At 59.1% G+C, this 24,832-nt stretch carries 23 protein-coding genes and 1 other annotated feature; of the genes, 13 read left to right on the top strand and 10 right to left on the bottom strand.

Annotation, left to right across the window (positions count from 1 at the left end; genetic code table 11):
* Positions 1 to 150: 150 nt before the first annotated feature.
* From selD to AB5Z02_RS18160, 3 genes are read left to right on the top strand one after another with little or no spacing between them, the layout of a single operon-like run.
* Positions 151 to 1,188 (top strand): selenide, water dikinase SelD, encoded by a 1,038-nt coding sequence (gene selD, locus AB5Z02_RS18170; RefSeq protein ID WP_368216589.1) that lies wholly within the window; start codon positions 151 to 153, stop codon positions 1,186 to 1,188.
* On the top strand, positions 1,185 to 2,300 hold the full coding sequence (gene mnmH / locus AB5Z02_RS18165) for a tRNA 2-selenouridine(34) synthase MnmH (protein WP_368216588.1): 1,116 nt from the start codon (positions 1,185 to 1,187) through the stop codon (positions 2,298 to 2,300). Before selD ends, mnmH begins: the two co-directional genes overlap by 4 nt.
* A 22-nt stretch (positions 2,301 to 2,322) precedes the next feature.
* A complete protein-coding gene (locus tag AB5Z02_RS18160; RefSeq protein WP_236284471.1) occupies positions 2,323 to 2,967 on the top strand; it encodes an MBL fold metallo-hydrolase in 645 nt (214 codons plus the stop codon).
* A gap of 189 nt (positions 2,968 to 3,156) precedes the next feature.
* On the opposite strand, the gene rnd is transcribed toward AB5Z02_RS18160, so the two are convergent.
* The 7 genes from rnd to AB5Z02_RS18125 all read right to left on the bottom strand — a co-directional run bounded on the left by rnd (position 3,157) and on the right by AB5Z02_RS18125 (position 10,789).
* Complete coding sequence (gene rnd / locus AB5Z02_RS18155) at positions 3,157 to 4,269, bottom strand: ribonuclease D (protein WP_058059758.1); 1,113 nt, start codon at positions 4,267 to 4,269, stop codon at positions 3,157 to 3,159.
* Positions 4,270 to 4,377: 108 nt separating this feature from the next.
* On the bottom strand, positions 4,378 to 6,054 hold the full coding sequence (fadD, locus tag AB5Z02_RS18150; RefSeq protein WP_322112886.1) for a long-chain-fatty-acid--CoA ligase FadD: 1,677 nt from the start codon (positions 6,052 to 6,054) through the stop codon (positions 4,378 to 4,380).
* A gap of 198 nt (positions 6,055 to 6,252) precedes the next feature.
* On the bottom strand, positions 6,253 to 7,131 hold the full coding sequence (locus AB5Z02_RS18145; RefSeq protein ID WP_368216587.1) for an alpha/beta fold hydrolase: 879 nt from the start codon (positions 7,129 to 7,131) through the stop codon (positions 6,253 to 6,255).
* Positions 7,132 to 7,139: 8 nt separating this feature from the next.
* Positions 7,140 to 7,655 (bottom strand): Slp family lipoprotein, encoded by a 516-nt coding sequence (locus tag AB5Z02_RS18140; protein ID WP_041202708.1) that lies wholly within the window; start codon positions 7,653 to 7,655, stop codon positions 7,140 to 7,142.
* 118 nt (positions 7,656 to 7,773) lie between these two features.
* Positions 7,774 to 8,475, bottom strand: coding sequence for a tRNA (adenosine(37)-N6)-threonylcarbamoyltransferase complex dimerization subunit type 1 TsaB (tsaB, locus tag AB5Z02_RS18135; protein ID WP_206875079.1), 702 nt, complete (start codon positions 8,473 to 8,475; stop codon positions 7,774 to 7,776).
* A 90-nt stretch (positions 8,476 to 8,565) separates the two neighbouring features.
* The gene (locus tag AB5Z02_RS18130) at positions 8,566 to 10,476 is read right to left on the bottom strand and encodes an ATP-dependent DNA helicase (RefSeq protein ID WP_231720803.1); all 1,911 of its coding nucleotides are present in this window, start codon (positions 10,474 to 10,476) and stop codon (positions 8,566 to 8,568) included.
* 67 nt (positions 10,477 to 10,543) lie between these two features.
* A complete protein-coding gene (locus AB5Z02_RS18125) occupies positions 10,544 to 10,789 on the bottom strand; it encodes a hypothetical protein (RefSeq protein ID WP_231720804.1) in 246 nt (81 codons plus the stop codon).
* Between the two features lie 187 nt (positions 10,790 to 10,976).
* Positions 10,977 to 11,101 (top strand) — a sequence feature (His leader region).
* Between the two features lie 28 nt (positions 11,102 to 11,129).
* Here AB5Z02_RS18125 and hisG point away from each other — a divergent pair.
* The 8 genes from hisG to hisIE are packed head-to-tail and all read left to right on the top strand — an operon-like array spanning position 11,130 to position 18,380.
* A complete protein-coding gene (gene hisG, locus AB5Z02_RS18120; RefSeq protein ID WP_071910208.1) occupies positions 11,130 to 12,026 on the top strand; it encodes an ATP phosphoribosyltransferase in 897 nt (298 codons plus the stop codon).
* A 12-nt stretch (positions 12,027 to 12,038) separates the two neighbouring features.
* The gene (gene hisD, locus AB5Z02_RS18115; protein WP_368216586.1) at positions 12,039 to 13,364 is read left to right on the top strand and encodes a histidinol dehydrogenase; all 1,326 of its coding nucleotides are present in this window, start codon (positions 12,039 to 12,041) and stop codon (positions 13,362 to 13,364) included.
* On the top strand, positions 13,361 to 14,431 hold the full coding sequence (gene hisC / locus AB5Z02_RS18110) for a histidinol-phosphate transaminase (protein ID WP_209298580.1): 1,071 nt from the start codon (positions 13,361 to 13,363) through the stop codon (positions 14,429 to 14,431). The genes hisD and hisC overlap by 4 nt, the downstream gene beginning before the upstream one ends.
* 15 nt (positions 14,432 to 14,446) lie before the next feature.
* A complete protein-coding gene (gene hisB / locus AB5Z02_RS18105) occupies positions 14,447 to 15,556 on the top strand; it encodes a bifunctional histidinol-phosphatase/imidazoleglycerol-phosphate dehydratase HisB (RefSeq protein ID WP_216948580.1) in 1,110 nt (369 codons plus the stop codon).
* Positions 15,556 to 16,197 carry an imidazole glycerol phosphate synthase subunit HisH gene (gene hisH / locus AB5Z02_RS18100; protein ID WP_110303736.1) on the top strand — a complete coding sequence of 214 codons (642 nt, stop codon included), beginning with the start codon at positions 15,556 to 15,558 and terminating at the stop codon, positions 16,195 to 16,197. Before hisB ends, hisH begins: the two co-directional genes overlap by 1 nt.
* A 5-nt stretch (positions 16,198 to 16,202) precedes the next feature.
* Positions 16,203 to 16,964, top strand: a complete 762-nt coding sequence (gene hisA, locus AB5Z02_RS18095) for a 1-(5-phosphoribosyl)-5-[(5-phosphoribosylamino)methylideneamino]imidazole-4-carboxamide isomerase (protein ID WP_265062826.1) — start codon at positions 16,203 to 16,205, stop codon at positions 16,962 to 16,964.
* Entirely contained in the window at positions 16,964 to 17,737 is a 774-nt protein-coding gene (gene hisF, locus AB5Z02_RS18090) for an imidazole glycerol phosphate synthase subunit HisF (RefSeq protein ID WP_110303738.1), read from the top strand. The genes hisA and hisF overlap by 1 nt, the downstream gene beginning before the upstream one ends.
* Positions 17,730 to 18,380 carry a bifunctional phosphoribosyl-AMP cyclohydrolase/phosphoribosyl-ATP diphosphatase HisIE gene (hisIE, locus tag AB5Z02_RS18085; RefSeq protein WP_368216585.1) on the top strand — a complete coding sequence of 217 codons (651 nt, stop codon included), beginning with the start codon at positions 17,730 to 17,732 and terminating at the stop codon, positions 18,378 to 18,380. The genes hisF and hisIE overlap by 8 nt, the downstream gene beginning before the upstream one ends.
* A 170-nt stretch (positions 18,381 to 18,550) precedes the next feature.
* On the opposite strand, the gene AB5Z02_RS18080 is transcribed toward hisIE, so the two are convergent.
* Positions 18,551 to 19,942: a P-loop NTPase fold protein gene (locus AB5Z02_RS18080; protein ID WP_368216584.1), complete on the bottom strand. Its 1,392-nt coding sequence runs from the start codon at positions 19,940 to 19,942 to the stop codon at positions 18,551 to 18,553.
* Positions 19,943 to 20,305: 363 nt separating this feature from the next.
* Here AB5Z02_RS18080 and AB5Z02_RS18075 point away from each other — a divergent pair, with 363 nt between their 5' ends.
* A complete protein-coding gene (locus AB5Z02_RS18075) occupies positions 20,306 to 21,595 on the top strand; it encodes a diguanylate cyclase (protein ID WP_368216583.1) in 1,290 nt (429 codons plus the stop codon).
* 86 nt (positions 21,596 to 21,681) lie between these two features.
* Here AB5Z02_RS18075 and AB5Z02_RS18070 read toward each other — a convergent pair whose 3' ends face one another.
* Complete coding sequence (locus AB5Z02_RS18070; RefSeq protein WP_110303742.1) at positions 21,682 to 23,304, bottom strand: acyl-CoA synthetase; 1,623 nt, start codon at positions 23,302 to 23,304, stop codon at positions 21,682 to 21,684.
* A 234-nt stretch (positions 23,305 to 23,538) separates the two neighbouring features.
* On the bottom strand, positions 23,539 to 23,727 hold the full coding sequence (locus AB5Z02_RS18065) for a hypothetical protein (protein WP_005345660.1): 189 nt from the start codon (positions 23,725 to 23,727) through the stop codon (positions 23,539 to 23,541).
* 502 nt (positions 23,728 to 24,229) lie between these two features.
* Between AB5Z02_RS18065 and AB5Z02_RS18060 the strand changes: the two genes are divergently transcribed.
* Entirely contained in the window at positions 24,230 to 24,769 is a 540-nt protein-coding gene (locus AB5Z02_RS18060; RefSeq protein ID WP_368216582.1) for a glycine zipper 2TM domain-containing protein, read from the top strand.
* The last annotated feature ends 63 nt before the right edge of the window (positions 24,770 to 24,832 follow it).

Raw genomic sequence — 24,832 nt, 5'->3', positions numbered from 1 at the left:
CGGTCTTTCATAACTGCCAGTCATCGCTGCCCCTGTTGGCACCGAGGCCACCCATATTTGCGGCTTCTTGTCTTCCTCACTACAAGGCCGCCCATTGACCAAGACGGCTCCACAGAGCCTCTGCTCTGTTTGCAAATAAAAGGGGTAAGTATGTCTTCCATTCGTCTGACCCAATACAGCCACGGCGCTGGCTGCGGCTGCAAAATTTCTCCCAAGGTACTCGACACCATTCTCAAGAGCCAGATCCCGGGCTTCAACGACCCGACCCTGATCGTTGGCAACAGCAGCAAGGATGACGCGGCCGTGGTCGATATCGGCAACGGTCAGGGCATTGTCTCCACCACCGACTTCTTCATGCCCATCGTCGATGACCCCTTCACCTTTGGCCGCATCGCCGCCACCAACGCCATCAGCGATATCTACGCCATGGGCGGCAAGCCTATCGTTGCCATCGCCATCCTCGGCTGGCCCATCAATACCCTGGCGCCGGAAGTGGCCCAGCAGGTGATCGACGGCGGCCGTCAGGTGTGCCACGAAGCGGGCATTTCGCTAGCCGGTGGTCACAGTATCGATGCCCCAGAGCCCATCTTCGGCCTCGCGGTCACCGGTATCGTGCCTCTGAATGCCATCAAGCAGAACGACACCGCCAAGGTGGGTGACACCCTCTATCTGACCAAGCCCCTTGGTATCGGTATCCTCACCACCGCCCAGAAGAAGGGCAAGCTCAAGCCCGAACACGAGCAGCTGGCCCCCAACGCCATGTGCACCCTCAACAAGATCGGTCAACGCTTTGCCGAGCTGCCGGGTGTCCACGCCATGACCGACGTCACCGGTTTTGGTCTGGCTGGCCATCTGCTGGAGATGTGCGAAGGATCCAATGTCAGCGCCCGCCTCGACTTCAAGGCGCTGCCGCTGCTGGATGAGGTGGATTACTACCTCGCCGAGGGCTGCGTCCCGGGCGGTACCCTGCGCAACCACGACTCCTACGGCCACAAGCTGGATGCCATGGACGATCGCACCCGCAACATCATGTGCGATCCACAAACCAGCGGCGGCCTGCTGGTTGCCGTGGGTAAAGAGAGCGAAGCCGAGCTGCTCGCCATCGCGCAAGACGCTGGGCTAGAACTCTCGCCCATCGGTCAGATCAAGCCTCTTGAGGGCTCCCGCTTTATCGAGATTGTCCAATGAGTGAATTGCCACTGGCCACGGACTACGCCCAGATTTTTTTAGGCGATGTGCCGTTGATTGATGTGCGCGCCCCCATCGAGTTCAAGGAGGGGGCCTTCCCCTGCTCGACCAATCTGCCCTTGATGACAGACGATGAGCGCGCCCAGGTGGGGACCTGCTTCAAGAAGCAGGGTCAGGCCGCCGCCATTGAGCTTGGACACAAGCTGGTGGGGGGCGCAGTACGTGCCGAACGACTCGAAGGCTGGCTGGCGCAGTTGCGCCAGCAGCCCGATGCCATGCTCTACTGCTTTCGCGGCGGCCTGCGCTCGCAAACCGTACAACAGTGGCTGGCAGATGCCGGGGTGACTCGCCCCCGCGTCGCCGGTGGCTACAAGGAGCTGCGCCGCTTCCTGATCGACACCCAGGACAAGGCCTCTGCCGAGTGCCGCTGGACTGTGCTGACCGGCATGACCGGCTCCGGCAAGACCCATATGCTGGACCATGTGGCCCAGGCGCTCGATCTGGAAGGACACGCCCATCACAGGGGCTCGTCGTTTGGTCAGCTGCCCGGCGGTCAGCCCAGCAACATCAACTTTGAAAACAACATGGCCATCGAACTGCTCAAGCGCCGCCATCAGGGCGAGCATGCCTTCGTGGTCGAAGATGAGAGTCGCCTGATCGGCCGCTGCTGCCTGCCCCTCTCCCTCCATGAGGCCATGAGTCAGGCACCGCTGGTGGTGGTAGATGTACCGCAGATCGATCGCGCCGAGCAGATCCGCGAAGATTACGTGCACGATCTCTGGCTGCGCTATCAAGCCATGTATGGCCAAGAAGAGGGATGGCCGCTGTTTGCCGCCTACCTCACCGATGCGCTGGCCCGCCTCAAGCGCCGTCTTGGCGATCTGGCCCACCGTGAGCTGGATGCCCTGATGCAGACCGCCCTCACCGAGCAGGAAAAGAGCGGCGATACCACGCTGCATCTGGCCTGGATCACGTTGCTGCTGACCCGCTACTACGACCCCATGTATCTCTACCAACTTGGCAACAAGCAGGAGCGCATCGTATTCCGCGGTGACAAACAGGCCTGCCTCGACTATTTCGCCGAGCAGCATGCCAGCGCGCTGCGCGGCTGACCCATCCCAAGAGAGGAACTCTATGTTGAAATTCGAGGTGATCCCGGTCACCCAGTTCGCCCAGAACTGCTCCCTCATCTGGTGTGACGAGACCCATCAGGCCGCCCTGATCGATCCGGGCGGCGAAGCGGACAAACTGCTGGCTGCCATCGCCAAGCGCGGCCTGACCCTGACTCATATCCTGCTGACCCACGGTCATCTGGATCACGTCGGTGCCGCCGCCGAGCTGCGGGAAAAAACCGGCGTCGCCATCACCGGCCCTCATAAGGAAGACGCCTTCTGGCTCGACATGCTACCCCAGCAGAGCCAGATGTTCGGCTTCGCCCATACCCCCGCCTTCACGCCGGATCGCTGGCTTGAGCAGGGTGACAAGGTGCTGCTTGGCCAGTGCGAGCTGGATGTTTACTTCTGCCCCGGCCACACCCCGGGCCATATCGTGCTGCTGAACCAGGCCGAAAAACTCGCCTGGGTTGGCGACGTGCTCTTTGCCGGCAGCATCGGCCGCACCGACTTCCCCCGTGGCGATCACGGTACGCTGATCAAGTCGATCACCGAGACCCTGCTGCCGCTGGGTGACGAAATCGTCTTTATCCCGGGCCACGGCCCCAGCTCCACCTTCGGTCGCGAGAAGGTGAGCAACCCCTATCTGACCCAGCCTATCTGGTGATCAAAAAAGGCAGCGGTGTTAGCCGCTGCCTTTCCTTCTCTGCTCTCTTTTTCATTCTCGATTCCTGCCATCCGACCAGCCACGTCCCACCTGCGTTCCACATTTCAGCATGCCCATTTGTCTCTTTCACCCAATAAAAATCCCCACTCGAGGGTGAGGATTGATTTATAGGTGCAACCGTTTGGTGGCTTATTGTGCCAGCAGGTGACCGACCAGCTCATGACGCCACCCTTGCAGCAGCATCGGTTTGTCGCTGCGAGCCCGCTCTTCGTCGTTCATCCGCCAGCTCCAGGTGAAGTACTGGTGAATGATCTTCTTGCTGGCAATCAGCTCGGGCGGAATATTGCTCGCCTTGGCCTTCTCTTCCACCATGGCTTTGATGCGCTTGAGCTCGGCCTTGTACTGGGGGAAGTCCACCAGCCGGCGAATGGGCTCGGGCCAGCTGTCAGGATCGCTCTGCTGCGCCTTGGCGACAATATCGAGCATCCGCTTGCCGTGGATCTTGATCTCGATGGGCGAGAGGCCGAGCTCGTTGAGATCCCGCAGAGAGGCAGGACGACGCTCCGCCACCTTGAACAGGTGCAGCTCTTTGACCACAAAGTTGAGGGCCAGATCGCGGCGCACCGCCTCTTGCTGGCGCCAGGCGGCCAGCTCGCGCAGAATGGCGAGCTCGCGGCGACCCAGTTGCCAGGCGTTGACGATGTCAAGATATGCCTGACGGGGATCGCTACCCTGGGTCTTGCGGGCGGAGTGGTTCTGACACTCCTGCTCGAACCAGGCAAACTTGCCGCTTTCACGCAGTTTGGCCATCACTTTCTCGTAGAGCGGCATCAGGTAGAAGACATCCGCCGCCGCGTATTCGAGCTGACGCGGTGTAAGCGGGCGTGCCAGCCAGTCGGTGCGCGCCTGATCTTTTTCCAGCTCGACCCCGAGGAATTCGTTCACCAGCGCACCAAAGCCGACCGAGACGCCGTAACCGAGAAAGGCGGTAGCAAGCTGGGTGTCGTGCATCTGGTTGGGCAGGTGGCCCGCCTGATGCTGGATAAGCTCCAGATCTTCGCCAGAGGCGTGCAGGATGGCGATCTGCCCTTCCCTGCCCAGTCGCTGCCAGAGGGCGGAGAGATCCAGCGTCAGCGGATCCAGCAGCGCCAGATGCTCGCCGTCATAGATTTGGAACAGGCCAAGCTGGGGGTAGTAGGTACGGGTGCGAACGAATTCAGTATCGATAGCCAGGGGAACGTCGGCCAGAGAAGCGAGATACTGCTCAAGTTCGTCTTGCTGAGTGATAAGTTGATAGTGCATCTGTGCCTGCGCGGTTGATCAGGGCCAAAAAGAAAAAACCGTGGGATGACCCACGGTTTTGCATAACGACGGTGCTGGTTTGCAGAAGATTCTGCAGCCGCAGTCCGGTTATTGCTTGGCAATCTCCTCGTCGCGCAGTACGCGGCGCAGGATCTTGCCCACATTGGTCTTGGGAAGTTCGTCACGAAATTCTACCAGTTTCGGCACCTTATAGGCAGTCAGATGTTTGCGGCAGTGGGCAATAATCTCGTCCTCCTGCAATTTTGCATCTTTCTTGACCACAAAGATCTTCACCAGCTCGCCGGAGACCTTGTGCGGCACGCCAACGGCAGCCACTTCCAGCACTTTCGGGTGCAGGGCGACGACATCTTCGATCTCGTTCGGATAGACGTTGAAACCTGAGACCAGGATCATGTCCTTCTTGCGGTCAACGATCTTGAAGAAGCCCTGCTCGTCGCACACCGCGATATCACCGGTACAGAGCCAGCCATCCTGCATCACTTCGGCGGTCGCCTCGGGGCGCTGCCAGTAGCCAACCATCACCTGCGGGCCGCGCACCTGCATTTCGCCCGGGGTGCCGAGGGCGTGGATCACCTGACCGTTGTCATCTACCAGACGGATCTCGGTAGAGCAGACCGGCAAACCGATAGAGCCGTTGTAATCGGTCAGATCGTAGGGACAGACGCTCACCAGTGGTGAGCACTCGGTCAGACCATAGCCTTCCAGCAGCGGGGTGCCGGTCAGTGTCTTCCACTTCTCCGCGACCGCGCGCTGCACCGCCATGCCGCCACCGATGGTCAGCTTGAGCTTGTCAAAGGCGATCCCCTGAAACTCCTCGTTGTTGACCAGCGCATTGAACAGGGTGTTGACCCCGGTAATGCAGGTGAAGGGGTACTTCTTGATCTCTTTGACAAAGCTTGGGATGTCGCGCGGGTTGCTGATCAGCAGGTTGTAACCGCCGATACGCATAAAGAGCAGGCAGTTCACGGTCAGGGCGAAGACGTGATAGAGCGGCAGCGCGGTGACCACGAACTCCTTGCCGCGCTCCAGCATGGGGCCGTAGACGCCGAGGCATTGCTCGACGTTGGCAATCATGTTGCGATGGGTCAGCATGGCCCCTTTGGAGAGGCCGGTGGTGCCACCGGTGTACTGCAGGAAGGCGAGATCGTCGTTGGTGATCTCCGGCTTGATGTACTGCAGGAAACGCCCCTTGGAGAGGGCCTGACGCATGGTGGTGGCGTGGGGAAGATTGTATTTCGGCACCAGCTTCTTGACGTACTTGACCACGAAGTTGACCAGGGTCCCCTTGGCCAGCCCCAGGTTATCCCCCATCCGGGTCAGGATAACGTGCTTGATCGGGGTGTCGTAGACCACCTTTTCCAGGGTATGGGCGAAGTTGGAGACGATGACGATGGCTTTGGCACCGGAATCTTTGAGCTGATGCTCCAGCTCGCGCGGGGTATAGAGCGGGTTAACGTTGACCACTATCATGCCGGCGCGCAGGATGCCGAACACGGCGATGGGGTATTGCAGCAGGTTAGGCATCATCACCGCAACCCGATCCCCTTTCTCCAGCTTCAGCTCGTTTTGCAGGTAGGCAGCAAAGGCGCGGGACTGCTCTTCCAGCCGGCGGTAGGTGATGGTTTGGCCCATGTTGACGAAGGCGGGCTGATCGGCAAACTGGGTCACCGAGGATTCGAACATCTCGACCAGGGAGCTGTATTGGTCTGGATTGATCTCGGCGGGGACCCCTTCCGGATAACGTTTCAGCCAGACTTTTTCCACAAACTTCTCCTGCATAACTAGCACCTGTGCGCTCACTGTGTTGCCTCCGTCCCGGTTCACATCCATTTTAATCGGTTGTTTTAAGCTGATGCTCTAATGCCGCACATATTTACACAGCGCAACATCAATTAACAGCAAATTAACAACAGAAAAATGTGAGGGAGAAAACAAACCTGGAATTATTGAAAGCTGGCGATTCTACCGAACTTGACAAAACTTTACGATACAAACGGCCGTATCAACCGAATTTTCCATATGAAAATGGTGGTTTCCACCCAATATGACCCGCTCGATCTGCTGGAAGGCATCCTGACGGGCCTGCCATTGGGCTTCAAGCGCAGCAAAGCCCTGCTCCCCCTGAATCAACAGCACCGGACAGCGGATAACTGCCATCAGTGCCCGAGCTTGTCCTTCGCTCATTCTCAGGGGCGACAGATCCCGCAAACGGGGGTCGCTGCGCCAGTGCCAGCGCCCTGCCCGCTCTTCAAGCTGCCGCTCACAGATAAGACGCGCCGCCTGCGGCGTGATATCCGCCACTTTGCAACGGGCGGCGACAGCCTCATCGATGGAAGCAAAGCCGTTGGCACTGCGCTCCCGGGTGCGGCTGCGGTTTAAAATTGCACGTCGCAGCTGGGCAGGTACCTCCTCATCGGGCTGGCTCAGCGGCCCCAGCCCCTCCAGCATGATCAACCGCTCCACCTGTTCGGGGAACACCCCGGCATAGGCGGAGGCGATCAGCGCCCCGAGGGAGTGACCGAGCAGAGTGAAACGCGACCACCCTGTCGCCTGCACGATCTGGTAGAGATCGTCCAGCCAGTCGACAAAGACATAAGGGGTGGTTTTGTGATCGGAGTGACCGTGCCCCGGCAGATCGATACAGATGAGGTGAAAATCACCTAGATGCGGCGCCAGCGGCAAGAAGCTGGCACTGTTGTCGAGCCAGCCGTGCAGGGCAATCAGCAGGGGTTTGCCCTGCTGAGCCTGATCCGCGAGTTGATTCTCAAGCAGGGCCACCTGCCGACCATCTGCCAAGGTGAGCAGACGTTCGTGCAGAGTGCTTTTGATGCTCTTGATCATGGCAAGCCTTAGCGACGCAGCGGCCGTCTCGGCCAGAAGGGATCATAGAAGGGGTCATAGAAGTAGGGGTCCATATAGCGTACCTCCACCTCTTTGACTGGCGGCCACAGCTTGCTGCCCGTCACATTGAGCACAGAGAAGCGGTACTTGTGCTCGCCAATCTGGCTATCAACCGGTTTGCCTATGGTGCCAAGCACAGTCAGGCTGCGCCCCTTGGCATAGAGGGTCGGGTCGACAAAGCCCTTCATGATGGCCAGAAAACGGCCCGGGCTCTGCTCGGTCTGCTCCGGCACGCCGTTGGACTTGAGCGGCAAATAGACCACTTCAATGACGCTCTGATCCGCCTTGTTGTGCACCGCCGAGATAACGCCGCTCCAGCGGGCCGGTTTGCCCTCCATCCCACCAAGGGCGGGTTGATAGGCCACCAGCTGGTTTTCTGGCTCATAAGCCAGCTCTTTGGGGACCGAGCTGCAGGCCCCGAGCAGCAGGGCCAGCGCCCCGACCACCATCCCGCGTTTCATCATGTCGCTTCTGCTATTACGCATCATGTCACTCTCCTGTTGCCGGCGTGGCCCGTCGGGCCATCCGCTTTTATTGCAGCTGATGAGCGGCAAGAGCGACATGACGTCAGTGCTCCTGCCCTTATTCGCGACCCGGCAGCTTTTTCCAGGTCACCTTGTCACGCAAATAGACCGGCGTTGCTTGTTCAACCGGTACCGCCTCCCCCGCCAGCCAGGCGGCGCGGGCCAGCGGCAGCATGTCCTCTGCCGCCGGGAAGCGCACCTGACTCTCCGCCAGCTCATCGGCCAGACCACTCAGGGTCTCGCCATAGGTTTCAAAACCGGTGCCGACGCAGGTCACAGGGCCCGCCAGCTTGCCACGGACGTCAACCAGTGCCGCGGGCTCGCTCACCACCTCGTCCCCCACCAGCTGCATGCGGCCATCAATCAGCTCATAGCGGCCGAAATAGACCTCGTTCATCCGCGCATCGATGGCGGTCAGCACCTGCTCGGCGCCCTCCAGTCGATAGGCGCCTTGCGCCATGGCGGCCAGGGTCGAGATGCCAATCAGCGGCACACCCGCACCAAACGCCAGACCTTGCGCCACACTGATACCGATCCGCACGCCGGTAAAGGAGCCCGGGCCGCGGCCGAACGCGATGGCATCGAGGTCACTCAAACTTATCCCGGCATCCTCTAACACAGCCTGAACCATGGGCAGGATTTTTCGGGTGTGATCCCGTGGCGCCTCCTCCCAGCGGGAGAACAGCTTGTCACCCACCAGCAAGGCGGCGGAGCAGGCTTCGGTGGCGGTATCAACGGCCAGGATCTTCAACTCGTTCATGCTTTCCAATCTCTATAAAATCAGTCAATTACATAACCGGCAAGCGAGATATGCTCACCCGTTGTTCAAATCTGTTAGCTGGCGGCACACTTATTCACTGCGATCGAAAAAACTCCCCAGCGTTCCCAACTCCCGGGTACGGGGGATGGCGGGCAGACTCTTGATAAAGGTGGCGCCGTAAGGCTTGTTGACCATTCGTGGATCACAGATCACCAGCACCCCGTGATCACTGCGATCACGAATAAGCCGCCCCACCCCCTGCTTGAGGGCAATCACCGCCTTGGGCAACTGCAGCTCGGCGAAGGGATCACCCCCCTTGAGCTTGCAATCATCCACCCGCGCCTTGAGCAGCGGATCATCAGGGCTGGCAAACGGCAGTTTGTCGATGATAACACACGACAACGCCGCCCCTCGCACGTCGATCCCCTCCCAGAAACTGCTGGTCGCCACCAGCACGGCGCGGCCATTCTCGACAAACTCCTTGAGCAGCCGCTGCTTGTTGTCCTCCCCCTGCAGCAGCACGGTGCGGCCAATCTCCCGGCGCAGCACCTCAGCCACCTGACGCATCACCTGATGGCTGGTGCAGAGGAAGAAACAGCCCCCCGGCGTCTTGTTTATGAGCGGGATCATCAGATTGGCCAGCTGCTCGCCACGGCCAAAGGCGTTGGGCTCCGGCAGATAGCGGGGCACACAGAGCCGCGCCTGCTCGCCATAGTCGAACGGACTGTCGAGGATCAGCTCGGCACTGCCCGCCAGCCCCAGCTCGGCCTTGAAGTGATCAAACCGCATATCCACCGTCAGGGTGGCAGAGGTAAAGACCCAGGCCACTTCCGGTCTTTGCACCTCGGCACTGAATCGCTCGGCTACCGAGAGCGGCGTCAGATTGAGGGTGAAATGAAGCCGTGAGCAATCGTACCAGTAGGAGAAACCGGTCTGGTTGACCGCCAGTACTTCACCCAGGCGGGTGCGCAGTTCACTGATGCGCTCGAAGGCGTGATCCAGCTGCTCGCCACGGCCGAGAGCCAGTTTCAGCACTTCGTAGCAGAGCCCGATGGCGTCGTTGAGACGAGCCAAAGCCTGCCCCCAAAGCGGCTGGCGCAGCATGTCGCGGGTATTGCCGCGACCGCCATCTACCCCGAAGGCCAGACGCAGATCCTGACTGGCGATAGCGAGCCGGTCCGCCGCCTTGCCGAGCTGGGCCATGTCGTGGGCCTCGGCCCGATAGGCCAGCTGGATATCCTGCGCAAGATCCTGAATCGTTCGGCTGCCTACCGACTTGCCGAAGTAGTTGGTGGCGATCTCCGGCAGCTGGTGCGCCTCGTCAAACACATAGACTTGCGCCTCCGGCACCAACTCGCCAAATCCGGTGTCTTTCACCGCCATATCGGCGAAGAAGAGGTGATGATTGATCACCACCACCTGGGCATCCATGGCGCGGCGTCGAGCCACCACCAGATGGCAATCGTCGTAATAGGGGCAGTCGCGACCGAGGCAGTTGTCGTTGGTGCTGGTGACATGGGCGAGGATCTCGGCGTTCTCCTGCAATCCCGGAATATCCCCCACATCGCCGTTATCGGTAGCGGTGGACCAGGATTTGACCTTCACCAGATCGTTCAGGATTTCAGGCTTTTGCAGATGGGATTCGCTTAAGAGCCGGTTCATACGCTCGATGCAGAGATAGTTGCTGCGCCCCTTGAGCAGGGCCACCGGCGGGGTGTAGGAGAGCGCCCCTGTGATGGTCGGGAGATCCCGATAGAAGAGCTGCTCCTGCAGGTTCTTGGAGCCGGTGCTGATCACCACCCGCTTGCCGGATTCCAGCGCAGGGACCAGATAGGCGTAGGTCTTGCCGGTACCGGTTCCTGCCTCCACCAGTAGACGACCACCACTCTTGATGGCGAGCGCGACCGCTTCGGCCATCTCCAGTTGGGGAGCGCGGGCTTTGAAACCGTCGATATGGCTGGCCAGAGGGCCATCTGGCTTGAACAGGGTCTGGATGGTCAAAAGGGCGTCCCGCAGCAAAAGCGGCCATTATGCCAAAAGCGCGGCAAAAGCGGGACAGATAATCTGCCTAGACGAACAGATCGATCTGATGCTCGGGATCCGGTTTGTGATCGTCCTCTTCCGCCTTTGGCTGATCACGTTTGGCGGGCATGTTATACGCCTGTTGGCGCTGCTGGGAGTCACTGTTGTCAGTGCTGGTCTTGCGCAGCTGATGTTTCTTGCTGATCTGGTTCACTTCCCGCTTGATCTCTTCGCTGCCGGGCGCGGCGGGAGCCCGGGGCAAAATGGGGAACAACAGGTCCTGGCTGGGCATAATGGCGACTCCTGCAGGGGTTATTGTCTAGTTATCGACCAGAAAACCGTTTTCGCCACTTTAATCGATCAAATTAAAATTTCGGGTTGCATTTTCTGTCAAGGCAGGTAGTTTAAATCAGGCGTCAATTACGACATCTTATTTTGTAAAGGATTGATTACATGAAGTTCACCACCCTGAAGACTCATCACCACCATCATCATCCCGACTAGTCTTTCAGGAGGTTGACTGCTGGAAGACACTTAACTGGTGACTTCCAAAAGGACCGCAAGATTCATAAACCCTCGGAAGCACACACTTCCGAGGGTTTTTTCGTTTTTGACTAGAAGGAAATCGAGCAATGGAAACACAACGTCTGCGTATCGCCATGCAAAAGTCCGGTCGTCTGAGCCAGGACTCCCAAGCCCTGTTCAAGAGCTGTGGCCTCAAGATCAACCTGCGCGAGCAGCGCCTTATCGCCCATGTCGAGAACATGCCCATCGATATCCTGCGGGTGCGTGATGATGACATCCCGGGTCTGGTGATGGAAGGGGTCGTCGACCTTGGCATCATCGGCGAGAACGTGCTGGAAGAGGTGCAGCTTATTCGTGCCTCCCAAGGCCTCCCCTTCGAGGTCAAAACCCTCAAGCAGCTGGACTTTGGTGGCTGCCGCCTTTCGCTGGCGGTGCCGGAAGATGTGACCTACACAGGGCCAGAAAGTCTTGCCGGCAAGCGCATCGCGACCTCCTACCCCGGGCTGCTCAAGCGCTTCTTTGACGAAAAAGGGCTCGGCTTCAAGAGCGTGATGCTGGGCGGCTCGGTGGAAGTAGCCCCGCGCGCGGGTCTCGCCGATGCCATCTGCGATCTGGTCTCCACTGGCGCGACGCTGGAAGCCAATGGCCTCAAAGAGGTGGAGGTGATCTACCGCTCCAAGGCTGTGCTGGTACAGGCCCCCAACCCCTTGTCCGATGCCAAGCAGAAGCTCATCGACAAACTGCTGCCCCGCATTCAGGGGATGCAGCAGGCCCGCGAGAGCAAGTACATCATGCTGCACGCCCCCAAAGACAAGCTCGATGCCATCACCGATCTGCTGCCGGGTGCCGAGCGCCCCACCATCATGCAGCTGGCCGGTGACACCAATCAGGTGGCGCTGCACGTCGTCTCCAGCGAGACCCTGTTCTGGGAGACCATGGAGCAGCTCAAGGCGCTCGGTGCCAGCTCCATTCTGGTGCTGCCCATCGAAAAGATGATGGAATAAGGAAGGGACATCATGCAGACCTTGATCTGGAAGACCCTCTCGCCCGCCCAGCAGGCCGATGTACTGACCCGGCCCGCTCTCAATGACGAGGCCGATATCGGCGCCGTGGTCAAAGAGATCATCGCAGCGGTGCGAAGCCGTGGCGACGAGGCCCTGCGCGAGCTGAGCCAGCGCTTCGAGCGTGCCCCCCGTGAACAGTTGCGTGTTAGCAAGGATGAGATTGAAGCCGCCTGCTCGCGGCTGGATGACGGCATCAAAAGCGCCATCGAAGCGGCGATTGCCAATATTCGCACCTTCCACGCCGCGCAACTGCAGCAGGTAGTGCGGGTGGAAACCCAACCCGGGGTGGTGTGCGAGCTGCGCACCCAGCCCATCAGCCGGGTCGGTCTCTATGTGCCGGGCGGCAGCGCACCGCTCCCTTCCACCGTGATGATGCTGGCCATTCCAGCGGCGATCGCCGGTTGCCGTGAAGTGGTGCTCTGCACCCCGTCCCCGGCGAGCGACGAGATCCTGTTTGCCGCCCGCGCCTGTGGGGTCGAGAAGGTGTTCGCCATTGGCGGCGCCCAAGCCATCGCCGCCATGGCTTACGGCACCGAGAGCATTCCCAAGGTGGACAAGATCTTCGGCCCGGGCAACGCCTATGTGACCGAAGCCAAGGGGCAGGTATCCCGCGACTGGCGCGGCGCCGCCATCGACATGCCCGCCGGCCCCTCCGAGGTGCTAGTGATTGCCGACGAGAGCGCCAACCCGGCCTTCGTGGCGGCGGATCTGCTCTCCCAGGCCGAGCATGGCCCAGACAGTCAGGTAGTGCTGGTGACCACCTCGCCGCTGCTGGCCGATGCCATCGCAGGGGAAATCAAGAGCCAGCTGGCCAAGCTGAGCCGCCGCGATATCGCCGCCCAGGCGCTCGGCAGCAGTCTGGTGATCCTCTGTGACGATCTGGCCGAGGCATGTGCCATCTCCAACGCCTACGCGCCGGAGCACCTGATCGTTCAGACCCGCGCACCCCGCGAGCTGCTGGACCAGCTTGAGAATGCCGGTTCCATCTTTCTGGGAGCATGGACCCCCGAGTCAGTCGGCGATTACGCCAGCGGCACCAACCACACTCTGCCTACCTATGGCTATGCCCGCACCTGTTCCAGCCTTGGTCTCGCGGATTATCAGCGCCGCTACACGGTGCAGGAACTGAGCGAGCGCGGCATTCAGGGCCTTGGCCCCATCGTCGAGCGCATCGCCCAGGCCGAGGGGCTCGATGGCCACAAGAACGCCGTGACGCTGAGATTGAACGCCCTGGCCGCCGCGCCCCAACCAACAGCACAGCAGAAGGATTTGTCATGAGCATTGCCAACCTGGCGCGCCGCGTGGTGCGGGCCCTCACCCCCTATCAATCCGCCCGCCGCATCGGCGGCAAGGGCCACGTCTGGCTCAATGCCAACGAGGCGCCACTGGCCTATCCCTTCACCATCGAGGGAAGCCGCCTCAACCGCTACCCCGAGTGCCAACCGGCCGAGGTGGTGAACGGCTATGCCGCCTACGCTGGAGTCAATCCCGATCAGGTGCTGGTGAGCCGTGGCGCCGACGAGGCCATCGAGCTGCTTATTCGCACCTTCTGCGAAGCGGGTGAAGATCAGATCCTCATCTGCCCGCCCACCTACGGCATGTACGCCATCAGCGCCGAGACCTGTGGCGTTGGCATCGTCGAACAGCCGCTGACCGCCAGCCGCCAACCGGACTGGCCCGCCATCGCCGATCGCCTGTCCGACGTGAAACTGGTGTTTCTCTGCTCCCCCAACAACCCCACCGGGGATCTGGTGGGGCGCGACGGCCTTATCGCCCTGCTGGAGAAAGCGCGGGATCGCGCCATCGTGGTGGTGGACGAGGCCTATATCGAGTTCTGTCCTGATGCGTCCGTGGTGGACCTGCTGACCCGCTTCCCCAATCTTGTGGTGACCCGCACCCTCTCCAAAGCCTTTGCCCTGGCGGGGATCCGCTGCGGCTTTACGCTGGCAAGCCCCGAGGTGATCGCTATGCTGGCCAAGGTGATCGCCCCCTATCCCATCCCCGAGCCCATCGCCCAGATCGCGGCGCAGGCCCTCTCCCCCATGGGGCTGGAGCTGATGCGCGAGCGAGTGGTAGAGCTCAACAAGCAAAAAGCCGCTTTCAAGGCAGAGCTGACAACGCTTGCCTGCGTGAAGGAAGTATTCGAAGACAAGGGCAACTTCGTGCTGGTGCGCTTTGTGGATGGCGCCGCCGTCTTTGCTGCCATGAAGGCCGCCGGCATCATACTGCGGGATTTCTCCAGCAAGCCGGGTCTGGACAACAGCATTCGCGTCACCATCGGCTATCAGGGCGAGATGGATGCCGTGCTGGCGGTACTGCGTGATCTGCCCTCTCCCACTTTGTAAGACAAGGATGTAGCGATGAAGACCCCGTTTTTGTTTATCGACCGCGACGGCACCCTGATTGAAGAGCCGGTGACCGACAAGCAGGTAGATAGCCTCGCCAAGCTACGCTTCGAGCCCATGGTCATTCCGGTGCTGCGCGAGTTGCAGGCCGCTGGCTACGCGCTGGTGATGGTGACCAATCAGGATGGGCTGGGCACCGCCAGCCTGCCGCTGGAGAACTTCCAGCCACCCCACGACCTGATGATGCACCTGTTTGAATCGCAAGGGGTGAAGTGGGAACAGGTGCTGATCTGCCCGCACTTCCCTACCGACGGCTGCAGCTGCCGCAAGCCTCACCTCGGGCTGGTAAAGGAGTACCTCGCCTCCGGTCGTATCGACTTTGCCAACTCCTTCGTGATTGGCGATCGCCAGACCGATCTGCAGCTTGCCGAGAATATGGGCATTGGCGGTATTCGCTACCACCCGCAGGATCACGACTGGCTCGCCATCCGTGATCAGCTGCTGTCCAAAGGGCGTGCGGCCTCGGTGGAGCGTTACACCAAGGAGACCCGCATTCAGGTGGCGCTGGACTTAGACAAGAGCGGCGGCAACCAGATCTCCACCGGTATCGGCTTTTTTGATCACATGCTGGATCAGATAGCGACCCACGCCGGTTTCCAGCTCAAGCTGAACGTCAGCGGTGATCTGCATATCGACGATCACCACACGGTGGAAGATGTGGGGCTGGCGCTGGGTCAGGCGCTGCGTCAGGCCCTTGGCAACAAGCGCGGCATCGGCCGTTTCGGCTTTGTGCTGGCGATGGACGAGGTACAGGCGGTGATCGATGCGCGCCCGCTGACCGAGCAGGAGGTGAGCACAGCGCTGGATCTCAGCGGTCGCCCCTACTTCGTATTTGACTGCCCGAGCGGCTTTGGTCGCGACAACGTGGGCGAGATGGCCACCGAGATGGTGCCCCACTTCTTCCGCTCGCTGTCGGATGCCATGGCCATCACCCTGCAGATGAAGGTGGGCAGCGGCAACACCCACCATCAAGTGGAGGCGCTGTTCAAAGGCTTTGGCCGCGCCCTGCGTCAGGCCATTCGGGTGGAAGGGAGCGAACTTCCCTCCAGCAAGGGAGTGCTGTGATGGATGTGAGCAAGCAGAAGCTGGTCATTATCGATACCGGCTGCGCCAATCTGGCCTCGGTCAGAATGGCGTTCGAGCGCCTCGGCGTGCGGCCGCTGGTCTCCAGCCAGGCGGCCGATATCGAGCAGGCGGACAAGCTGATCCTGCCCGGTGTCGGCACCGCGGTGGCCGCCATGAAAAACCTCAACGAACGGGGGCTGGTGCCCCTTATTCGCGCCGCCAAGCAGCCGCTGCTGGGCTTTTGTCTCGGCATGCAGATGCTGGCGGAGGCCTCCGAAGAGAGCATGGGTACGGATGACTCGTCAGCGCGGCTTATCGACTGCCTTGGCATAGTGCCGGGCAAGATCCGGCTGATGGAGGTGGGTAATCTGCGCCTGCCCCATATGGGCTGGAACCAGATTGAGCATGACGAGAGCCATCCTCTGCTCAAAGGGATCCCGAGCGGCAGCTACTTCTACTTCGTTCACTCCTATGCGCTGGAGGTGACAGAAGCAACGCTGGCGACCTGTGACTACGGCCAGCCGTTTACCGCCATCGTCGGTGGGGTTGCAGAGCACAGCAACTTCTTCGGCGCCCAATTCCACCCGGAGCGCTCAGGCGCAGCCGGTGCCCGTTTGCTGCAAAATTTTCTGGAGCTGTGACTAGCATGATCATTCCCGCAATTGACCTTATCAACGGTCAGGTAGTTCGCCTCTATCAGGGGGACTACGACCAGAAGACCGAATACAGCAGCAGCCCGCAGGCCCGCTTCGATGAATATGTCTCCCAGGGGGCGGTGCAGCTCCATCTGGTAGATCTGGACGGAGCCAAGGATGCCAAGGCGCGCCAGCTGCCCCTGCTGACCCAACTGCTGTCAGCCACCGAAGCGCCAGTGCAGGTCGGCGGCGGCGTGCGTACCGAACAGGATGTGGCGGATCTGCTGGCCGCCGGTGCTAGCCGGGTGGTGATCGGCTCAACCGCGGTCAAATCCCCGGATCTGGTGGCGAGCTGGATGGAGAAATATGGTCCCGAGCAAATCGTGCTGGCGCTGGACGTCAATATCGATAAGCAGGGCAATCGCCATATCGCGGTGGCGGGCTGGCAGGAGAACAGCGGGGTGACCATCGAAGCGCTGATCGAACGCTTCCTCCCCGCCGGTCTCAAGCACGTGCTCTGCACTGACATCAGCCGTGACGGCACCCTGGCTGGCACCAACGTCGAGCTCTATCGTGATCTCTGCGCCCGCTATCCGAGCGTGGCTTTTCAGGCTTCCGGTGGCATTGGCGGCATCGCGGATATCGAGGCGCTCAAGGGCTCCGGCGTCAAGGGGATCATCCTTGGCCGCGCCCTGCTGGAGGGCAAATTCTCGGTAGGTGACGCCATCGCCTGCTGGCAAGCCCCCGCTGCCGATACCACAGGAGACAACTGATGCTGGCAAGACGCATTATCCCCTGCCTCGACGTGAAAGATGGCGTGGTGGTCAAAGGGGTGCAGTTTCGCAACCACGAGGTGATGGGCGGCATTGTCGAGCTGGCGCGCCGCTACGCCGAAGAGGGCGCTGACGAGCTGGTGTTCTATGACATCACCGCCTCCAGCGATGCCCGGGTGGTAGACAAGAGCTGGGTGAGCCGGGTAGCTGAGGTGATCGATATCCCCTTCTGCGTCGCCGGTGGCATCAAGAGCGTCGAAGACGCCCGCCAGATCCTCGAATTTGGCGCCGACAAGGTCTCCATCAACTCTCCGGCGCTGGCCGATCCGACTCTGATCAGCCGACTGGCCGAGCGCTTTGGCGTGCAGTGCGTAGTGGTGGGCATTGACTCCTACTTCGATGCCGAAACAGGCCACTATCAGGTCAAACAGTTTACTGGTGACGAGAGCCGCACCCGCACCACCGCCTGGCACACTCTCGATTGGGTGCAGGAGGTGCAAAAACGCGGCGCGGGTGAAATCGTGCTGAACGTGATGAATCAGGACGGCATGCGTCAGGGTTATGATCTCGACCAGCTCAAGCTGATGCGCAGTGTCTGCAAGGTGCCGCTGATTGCCTCCGGCGGCGCCGGTGCCATGGCGCACTTTCGCGATGCCTTCACCCTCGCCGATGTGGACGGGGCGCTGGCCGCCTCTGTATTCCACAAGGGTCTTATCCCCATTCCCGAATTGAAACGCTGGCTGAAAACCGAAGGAGTCGCCATCCGTGAATAACTTCTCTGAAAATGCACCAACCACCGCCAGCGCGCGCCCCCTTGCCGAGCAGCTCGACTGGGAAAAATGCGATGGCATGATCCCCGCCATCGTCCAGCACGCCGCCAGCGGCGAGGTACTGATGCAGGGCTTTATGACCCGTGAAGCGCTGGAAAAGACCCAGACTACCGGTCAGGTCACCTTCTTTAGCCGCAGCAAACAGCGGCTCTGGACCAAGGGTGAAAGCTCGGGCAATGTGCTCCAACTCGTCGCCATCAGCACCGACTGCGATCAGGACTCCCTGCTGATCGCCGCCAACCCCGTCGGCCCCACCTGCCACAAGGGCACAACCTCCTGCTTCCACGGTCACCCGCTGCCACCGCTCGGTTTTCTGGCAGAGCTGGAGCAGGTGCTGGCGGCACGCAAAGGGGCCGATCCGGCAACCAGCTACACCGCCAGCCTCTACGGCAAAGGGACCAAGCGCATCGCCCAGAAGGTAGGTGAAGAGGGTGTTGAAGTGGCGCTGGCCGCCATGGCCAAGGATCGGGAGGAGCTCATCAACGAATCCGCCGATCTGCTCTACCACCTGACCGTGCTGCTGCAAAACGAGGGGCTGGGGTTACAGGATGTCGTTCAGCGGCTTTATGAGCGGCACAATAAATAAACTGATAATAAAGCCGGGATTTCCCGGCTTTATTTAGTCAAGATGCACAGCCAGCTCAACTAAATTTTTATACGTTGTTAAACGTCGCTCCAATAGTGAGAGTTCCTTTTCTGCCAAAATAGTATTTTCTTCTACAGTCAAATTTCGCATTCGCTTAACACAATCTTTTGCTAACGTGATAAACGATATGAACACTCATCATCTGAAGTCGATTTTAATAGACTTCCATAAGAAATGGCTAACATATTTTTTAATGAAACCATATATATTCCATCTATAAAAGGATTTAGATATCGTTCATGAACGACATCCTCAATATAACTTCCTATTGCACTCCCTGCTTTTATAAAACATTGAAAATGTTGTTCTTCATACTCACTTGTAAGAGTATTGAAACCTTTTAGCTTAGGATGGTTATCTGTCGTAGGCATTTTGCCATCCGCTACAGCCCGATAATCTTCATTATTTTTCTCGCATAGAGAGAACAGATAGACAAGAAAAATCAGATTTAATGTGCAACCTTCGTAATTAACGATGGAAGCAATCGTTCGGTCCAACACTTGCTCTGTTCTTCTTAAGCTCAATGAAAAATGATCACAGACAGCTGTTAATACATTTACCAACACTTGACTATCAGTTATTTTCGGCCATGCATTGATATGCTCAAAATGCAATTTTTTATCTACAATTGCCTGCTGAATAAACTCTCGTCGAGAGATACTGCCTAACGTAAATCGTCTATGAAAAAATCGGCCAAGATAACTTTCTGCATCAAAACCATCGCCATAAATTACCTTGATAGCATGCTGTAACTGCTCGGTATCGGTTGCAAGTACAAACACCACGCCGCGAATATCAAAAATATGTTTTATGGTCTCCAGCATTTCTACCGCATAGGAGGGGCGACAGCGATCCAGCTCATCAATCAGAATAAAGGCGGGATAGTCCAATCGACCTTGGCCATCCAATTGGTCTAAGTTTGCTGAAACCGCAGCTTCAACCCATTGCCGAATTTCTTGTTTAAGATACTGAATAGATTCATAACGCTCTTTGTGATTGCTACAAAGCGTATCAACCAGCTTATCTGCATCTTCGCCTTCCACAGAAAAATCATTATCTTCCCATCCAGCTTTTTTAATGGCTGACTTGAGCACCAATTTCCCGCCAACTTTGAGCAAACCCAATAGTTTGGACTTGATGCCATCAGGTATGGCAACCTTATTTCCTGTTGCATCTCTCAATTGATCGATAATCGATGAAATAACCGTCAATAAAGGATCATCGGAAAAGTCCTGCTGCCAGGCATCGATATAGACGGTGGGATAGTGCGCTTTCAGCTCCATATACCAGCGCTTGATAAACCAGGTTTTACCCGCCCCCCATTCGGCATTGAGGTTAAGCACATAGTTGCGTTGCTTGCCTTCGGCGGCGAGGTAGTTGGTCAGAAAGTCGGCATAGCGGGCACGTTCAAGCCGATCACCAGCCAACTCTTCACTGCCCGCAATGGCCCCCGGCCCGTCCCACTGAACTGCGTCATCCCAATTAAACGGTGCCACTGCCATCTCGTATCTCTCCATATTGCGTTGCTGAGGATGATATCAAGGACACAATGAAAATAGTTTGATTAAAGACCTGTTTGTTGCCCTTTCTGCCGCTCGGAGTGGCGTATTTGATTGCCGATTAATTTCTCTGCTGCTAACCAATAATGCCGGGCCGATAAAGGGGGGAACAGGGTGATCTGCACAACCACAGACTCGGTTGATTGCCTTTGAGCTCGACAACGATGACAACCGTGTGACATGGCGCAGAACTTGCGGAAATAAACGCGAAACCTGACCTGTTCGGTGCTTTATTTAAAGCTGTTGATCTCTGTTGCGCGTCTTGTTCAACCGACCCATCGTAGCGACCCAAGGATGGCTAGCCCCATGAAGGATGAACCCTTCTCTATCCAGTTACAGCATGAGCTGGATCACCTCAAAGCCATCTTCAACGAGACGGACGCCTACATGTTTACCAAGGATCTGGCGGGCCGTTACACCTATGCCAATCAGGCGGTGCTGGATCTCTTTGGTTGCACCCTCGCCGAGTTGCAGGGGCAGGATGATCGGGCCTTTTTTGATCTCGAATTCTCCGACACCATTCAACGCAACGACCGGTTGGTAATGGAGCAACAACTCGCCATCGCCCAGGAGGAGATCAACTACCTCAAATCCACCGGGGAAAAGCGCTGCTACTGGACCGTTAAAAAGCCCATCCATGACAAGGATGGCAACCTGATCGGCCTGTGCGGCATCTCCACCGATATCACCGAACACAAGCTGATTGAGGCCCGCATGGCGGAGCAGCATCAGCTGCTGGAAATCATCCTCGCCAACGTGGATGCCCATATCTATATGAAGGACAGCCTGCACCGCTTTCTCTACGTCAACCAAAAGGTCGCCGATCTGCTGGGCCTTCCTGCCGAGCAGATCATCAACCGGCGAGATGATGAGGTGATACCCGCGGCCAGCGCCTGCCAGCTGTGGCGACTGGACAACCGGGTATTCGAAACCGGCGAGCTGCAAGCCGGGGAAGAGATGCTGACCGATCCCGAAGGCAATCAGCACTACTACTGGTCGGTCAAGGTGCCCTTTCTGCTGGGGGATGGCACCCCGACCCTGATCGGGATCTCCTCCGACATTACCGAACTGCACCAGCTCAAGGAACAGCTACACCAGCAGTCGGTGCGCGATGGCCTCACCGGTCTCTACAACCGCCGTTTCTTTTTCGAGTTGTGCGAGAAGAACCTCAGTCTGGACATGCGCCACCACCTCACCTCGGTGCTGATGGTGCTGGATGTGGATCAGTTCAAGTGCATCAACGATCGCTTCGGTCACCCCCTTGGGGATAGCGCGCTGGTGCATCTGGGCAGAGTGATGCAATCAGTGCTGCGCAGCGAAGATGTGCTGGCCCGCATCGGCGGTGACGAGTTTGCCATCTTGCTACCCAACACCACCCTCTCGGCCGCCGCATCTCTGGCCGAGCGGCTGCGCCTGCAGGTGATGCAAAGCCCGCTCCCCCTGCCAGATGGAGATAAGCTGGTCATCACCATCAGCGCCGGACTGGTGGAAAATGGCGAAGGGGAGCTGATGGAGAGCCTCTACGCCCGCGCCGATCAGATGCTCTATCAGGCCAAACAGAGCGGCCGCAACTGCGTCGCTTGCAAGGCTCCCTAGCCATACAACGGGAGGGCCAGCAGCCCTCCAGACCCCTTGTATCTCCCTCCTATGAATGGCTGTGCTGGCTCCTTACGAACAGGCTGCTACCCCAGCTGTTTGCGCAGCACGAATTTTTGCACCTTGCCGGTCGAGGTCTTCGGCAGCGGGGTGAAGATGATGCGTTTGGGGGCCTTGAAGTGGGCCATCTGCTCACGACAAAAGGCGATCAGCTCCGCCTGGGTAGTCTCTCGCCCCTCTTTCAATTTCACGAAGGCGCAGGGTACCTCCCCCCACTTCTCATCGGGCATGGCGATCACCGCCGCTTCGTCCACATCGGGATGGCGATAGAGCACATCTTCTACCTCCAGACTGGAGATGTTCTCTCCGCCGGAGATGATGATGTCCTTGGATCTGTCCTTGATCTCCACATAACCATCCGGGTGCCACACCGCCAGATCGCCACTGCGAAACCACCCCTCCGCCATCGCCTCGGCGCTGGCCGCCGGATTTTTCAGATAGCCCTTCATCACCACATTGCCCCGCAGCACTATCTCCCCCATGGTTTTGCCATCTTTGGCCACCGGCTCGCCACTGACCGGATTGATGACCCTCATCTCCCCCTGCAGGGGCGACGCAACACCCTGCCGTGCCTTGAGGCGGGAGAGCGCCGTGGCATCCTGACCTTGCCAACTTCTTTGCGGTTCGCACAACACGCAGGGGCCATAGGTTTCGGTGAGGCCATATACGTGGGTCACGGCGATCCCCATCGCCTCCATCCCGGCGATCACGGTGGCGGGGGGCGCAGCGCCGGCGGTCATCACCTTGATGGGGTGATCCAGCCCCTGCTTGAGCGCTGGTTCGGCATTGTTGAGCATATTGAGCACGATGGGCGCCGCGCAGAAGTGGCTCACCTTGTGCTCGTGCAGCGCCTCATAAATGGCGGCGCCCTGCACATGGCGCAGGCAGACGCTCACCCCGGCGGTGGCCGCCAGCGTCCAGGGGAAGCACCAGCCGTTGCAGTGAAACATCGGCAAGGTCCAGAGATAGACGGGATGTTTGGGCAGCTCCCAGGAGAGCACGTTGTTGATGGCGTTGAGGTGGGCGCCGCGATGGTGATAGACCACCCCCTTGGGATTGCCGGTAGTGCCGGAGGTGTAGTTAAGGGAGATGGCCTGCCACTCATCTTGTGGCAGCCAGCCGGGTTCATCGCCGTTACCAGTGGCAATAAAGGTCTCATAGTCGAGGTCACTGACAAGCGCCCCTTCCCGGTAGAGGGGATCGTCGATGGCGATGACCAGCGGTTGGCGCTCCAGCAGATCCAGCGCCTTGCGCACCACAGGGCCAAACTCCCTGTCCACCAGCACCACCTTGCTCTGGGCATGCTGGAAGATAAAGGCCATCGACTCGGCATCGAGGCGGGTATTAATGGTGTTGAGCACGGCGCCGCTCATGGGCACTCCAAAGTGCGCTTCAAACATCGCCGGGATATTGGGCGCAACGATGGAGACGGTATCCCCCTCCCCGATACCGCGAAGCCGCAGGGCCGAGGCCAGCTGGCGGCAACGGCGGGCAGTCTCGCCCCAGCTCTGGCGTAGCGGGCCGTGGATCAGCGCCGGATAGTCGGGATAGACCCGCTCCGCCCGCCCCAGAAAGCTGATGGGGGTCAGGGCCTCAAAATTGGCGGCGGTTTTGGCAAGGTCGCGCTCATAGATGTTCTGCACTGTCATCGGATTCCTTCCTCACAGGTGGCACAAAACGGGCTATTTCGGGATCAATCAGAGATCAGCAAGCGACATGGGCATCCTGCCCGTCACTGGTCTCTTATGGGGATGACAGCCTAACAGTGAGCCTGTGGCGGCAGGTATTAGCAAAACGTCTTAGAGGAAGAGCGGAAGAGGTATTCGGTGCGAGTACGGGCAAGCGAGCCCCCGCCAATGGCGAAGGCTTTACCTCAATCATCGTTAGTGGCGCACCCGCCCCTGCTGGCGGAAGCAGTAGAGCTTGAGGCTGATGTCGGCGATATCAGCAGGAAGCTCCTCTCCCTGCTCGGCCAGGGGTCGGTAGAGGGATGAGAGCAGACGTTCGGCCTGCTGCACCGTGATGATGTTGGCCTGGATGGCCGGGGTGATCCAGCTGGGTAACATTGACATATCTCCCCCTCGTTGATCCGGTGATCTCGGGTGAACGTCTTCATATCAGGTCTTACGCAGTTGTCTGCCGACCCGTTCACCCTCTGCTTCACCCAATCAAAGCAAAATGCTTGCCGTGATCTCTTATCGGCCAACATCCGATGGGGCTGTAGCCATTTATCAACCACTTGCGTCGCCATCTCAACGAACAGAGCCCTTGCTCAAGACCTCCCTTGACCTGCCCCCGTCAGCACTTTGCCACTCTGGCATTCTGCTCACCGCCCGCCTTGCAAATTGCGACTCGAATTGCTCCTTATCACACTTGCTAAGTTCACCACACGTCGGAAACCGGTCACTTTTAGTCCGTTGTCGCCAAAGCCAGACACTTTTTCATGGTGGCTGTTTTTTGACCTTGCCAGTGCCTGTCGCAAGCCCATCCCCCTCGCCTTGTCCGGCCAACCGGTTATGACAAGATGGCGCCAGATTGGAACAGCTCGAATGGACATTGCAGGAGAACAACAAAATGAACAGATCCATGATGGCAGGTATAGGTATTGGCGTCGCTTCCGCACTGGCGCTGTCGGCGGCGGCCAGTGGCTCGCTCTTTACACCGACCCCCACCTTTGCCGAGGTGATTGCCAGCAAGCCGGTCACAGAGACCATCCAGACCCCGCGTCAGGAGTGTCACAACGTCACGCTCACCCACCGCAAACCGGTGCAGGATGAGAACAAGATCCTCGGCACCGTGGTTGGCGCCGCGCTGGGTGGTGTGCTCGGCCACCAGTTTGGCGGTGGCAGCGGCAAGAAGGTGGCGACAGCCGCCGGAGCGGTTGCGGGTGGCTACGCCGGCAATCAGGTGCAGGGCAATATGCAGGCGGGCGACACCTATACCACCACCGAGCAGCGCTGCAAGACGGTGCAGGATAGCAGTACCCGCACCATCGGCTATGACGTGACCTATCGCCTCGCCGGTCAGGAGGGGGTGATCCGCATGAAGCAATCCCCCGGCGCCACCATTCCGGTCAAGGATGGCAAACTGGTGATCGACCAGCCAAAAGTGTGATTGCTCCTGGCGCCAGTCAGCAGCAGGCCCGCCTCTTTCGAGGCGGGCCTGTGGTTTTTGGGC

It is taken from the genome of Aeromonas sp. R2-3 (assembly GCF_040908375.1).
Taxonomy (GTDB): domain Bacteria; phylum Pseudomonadota; class Gammaproteobacteria; order Enterobacterales; family Aeromonadaceae; genus Aeromonas; species Aeromonas veronii.
This window is presented reverse-complemented; position numbering and strand designations above follow the sequence as displayed.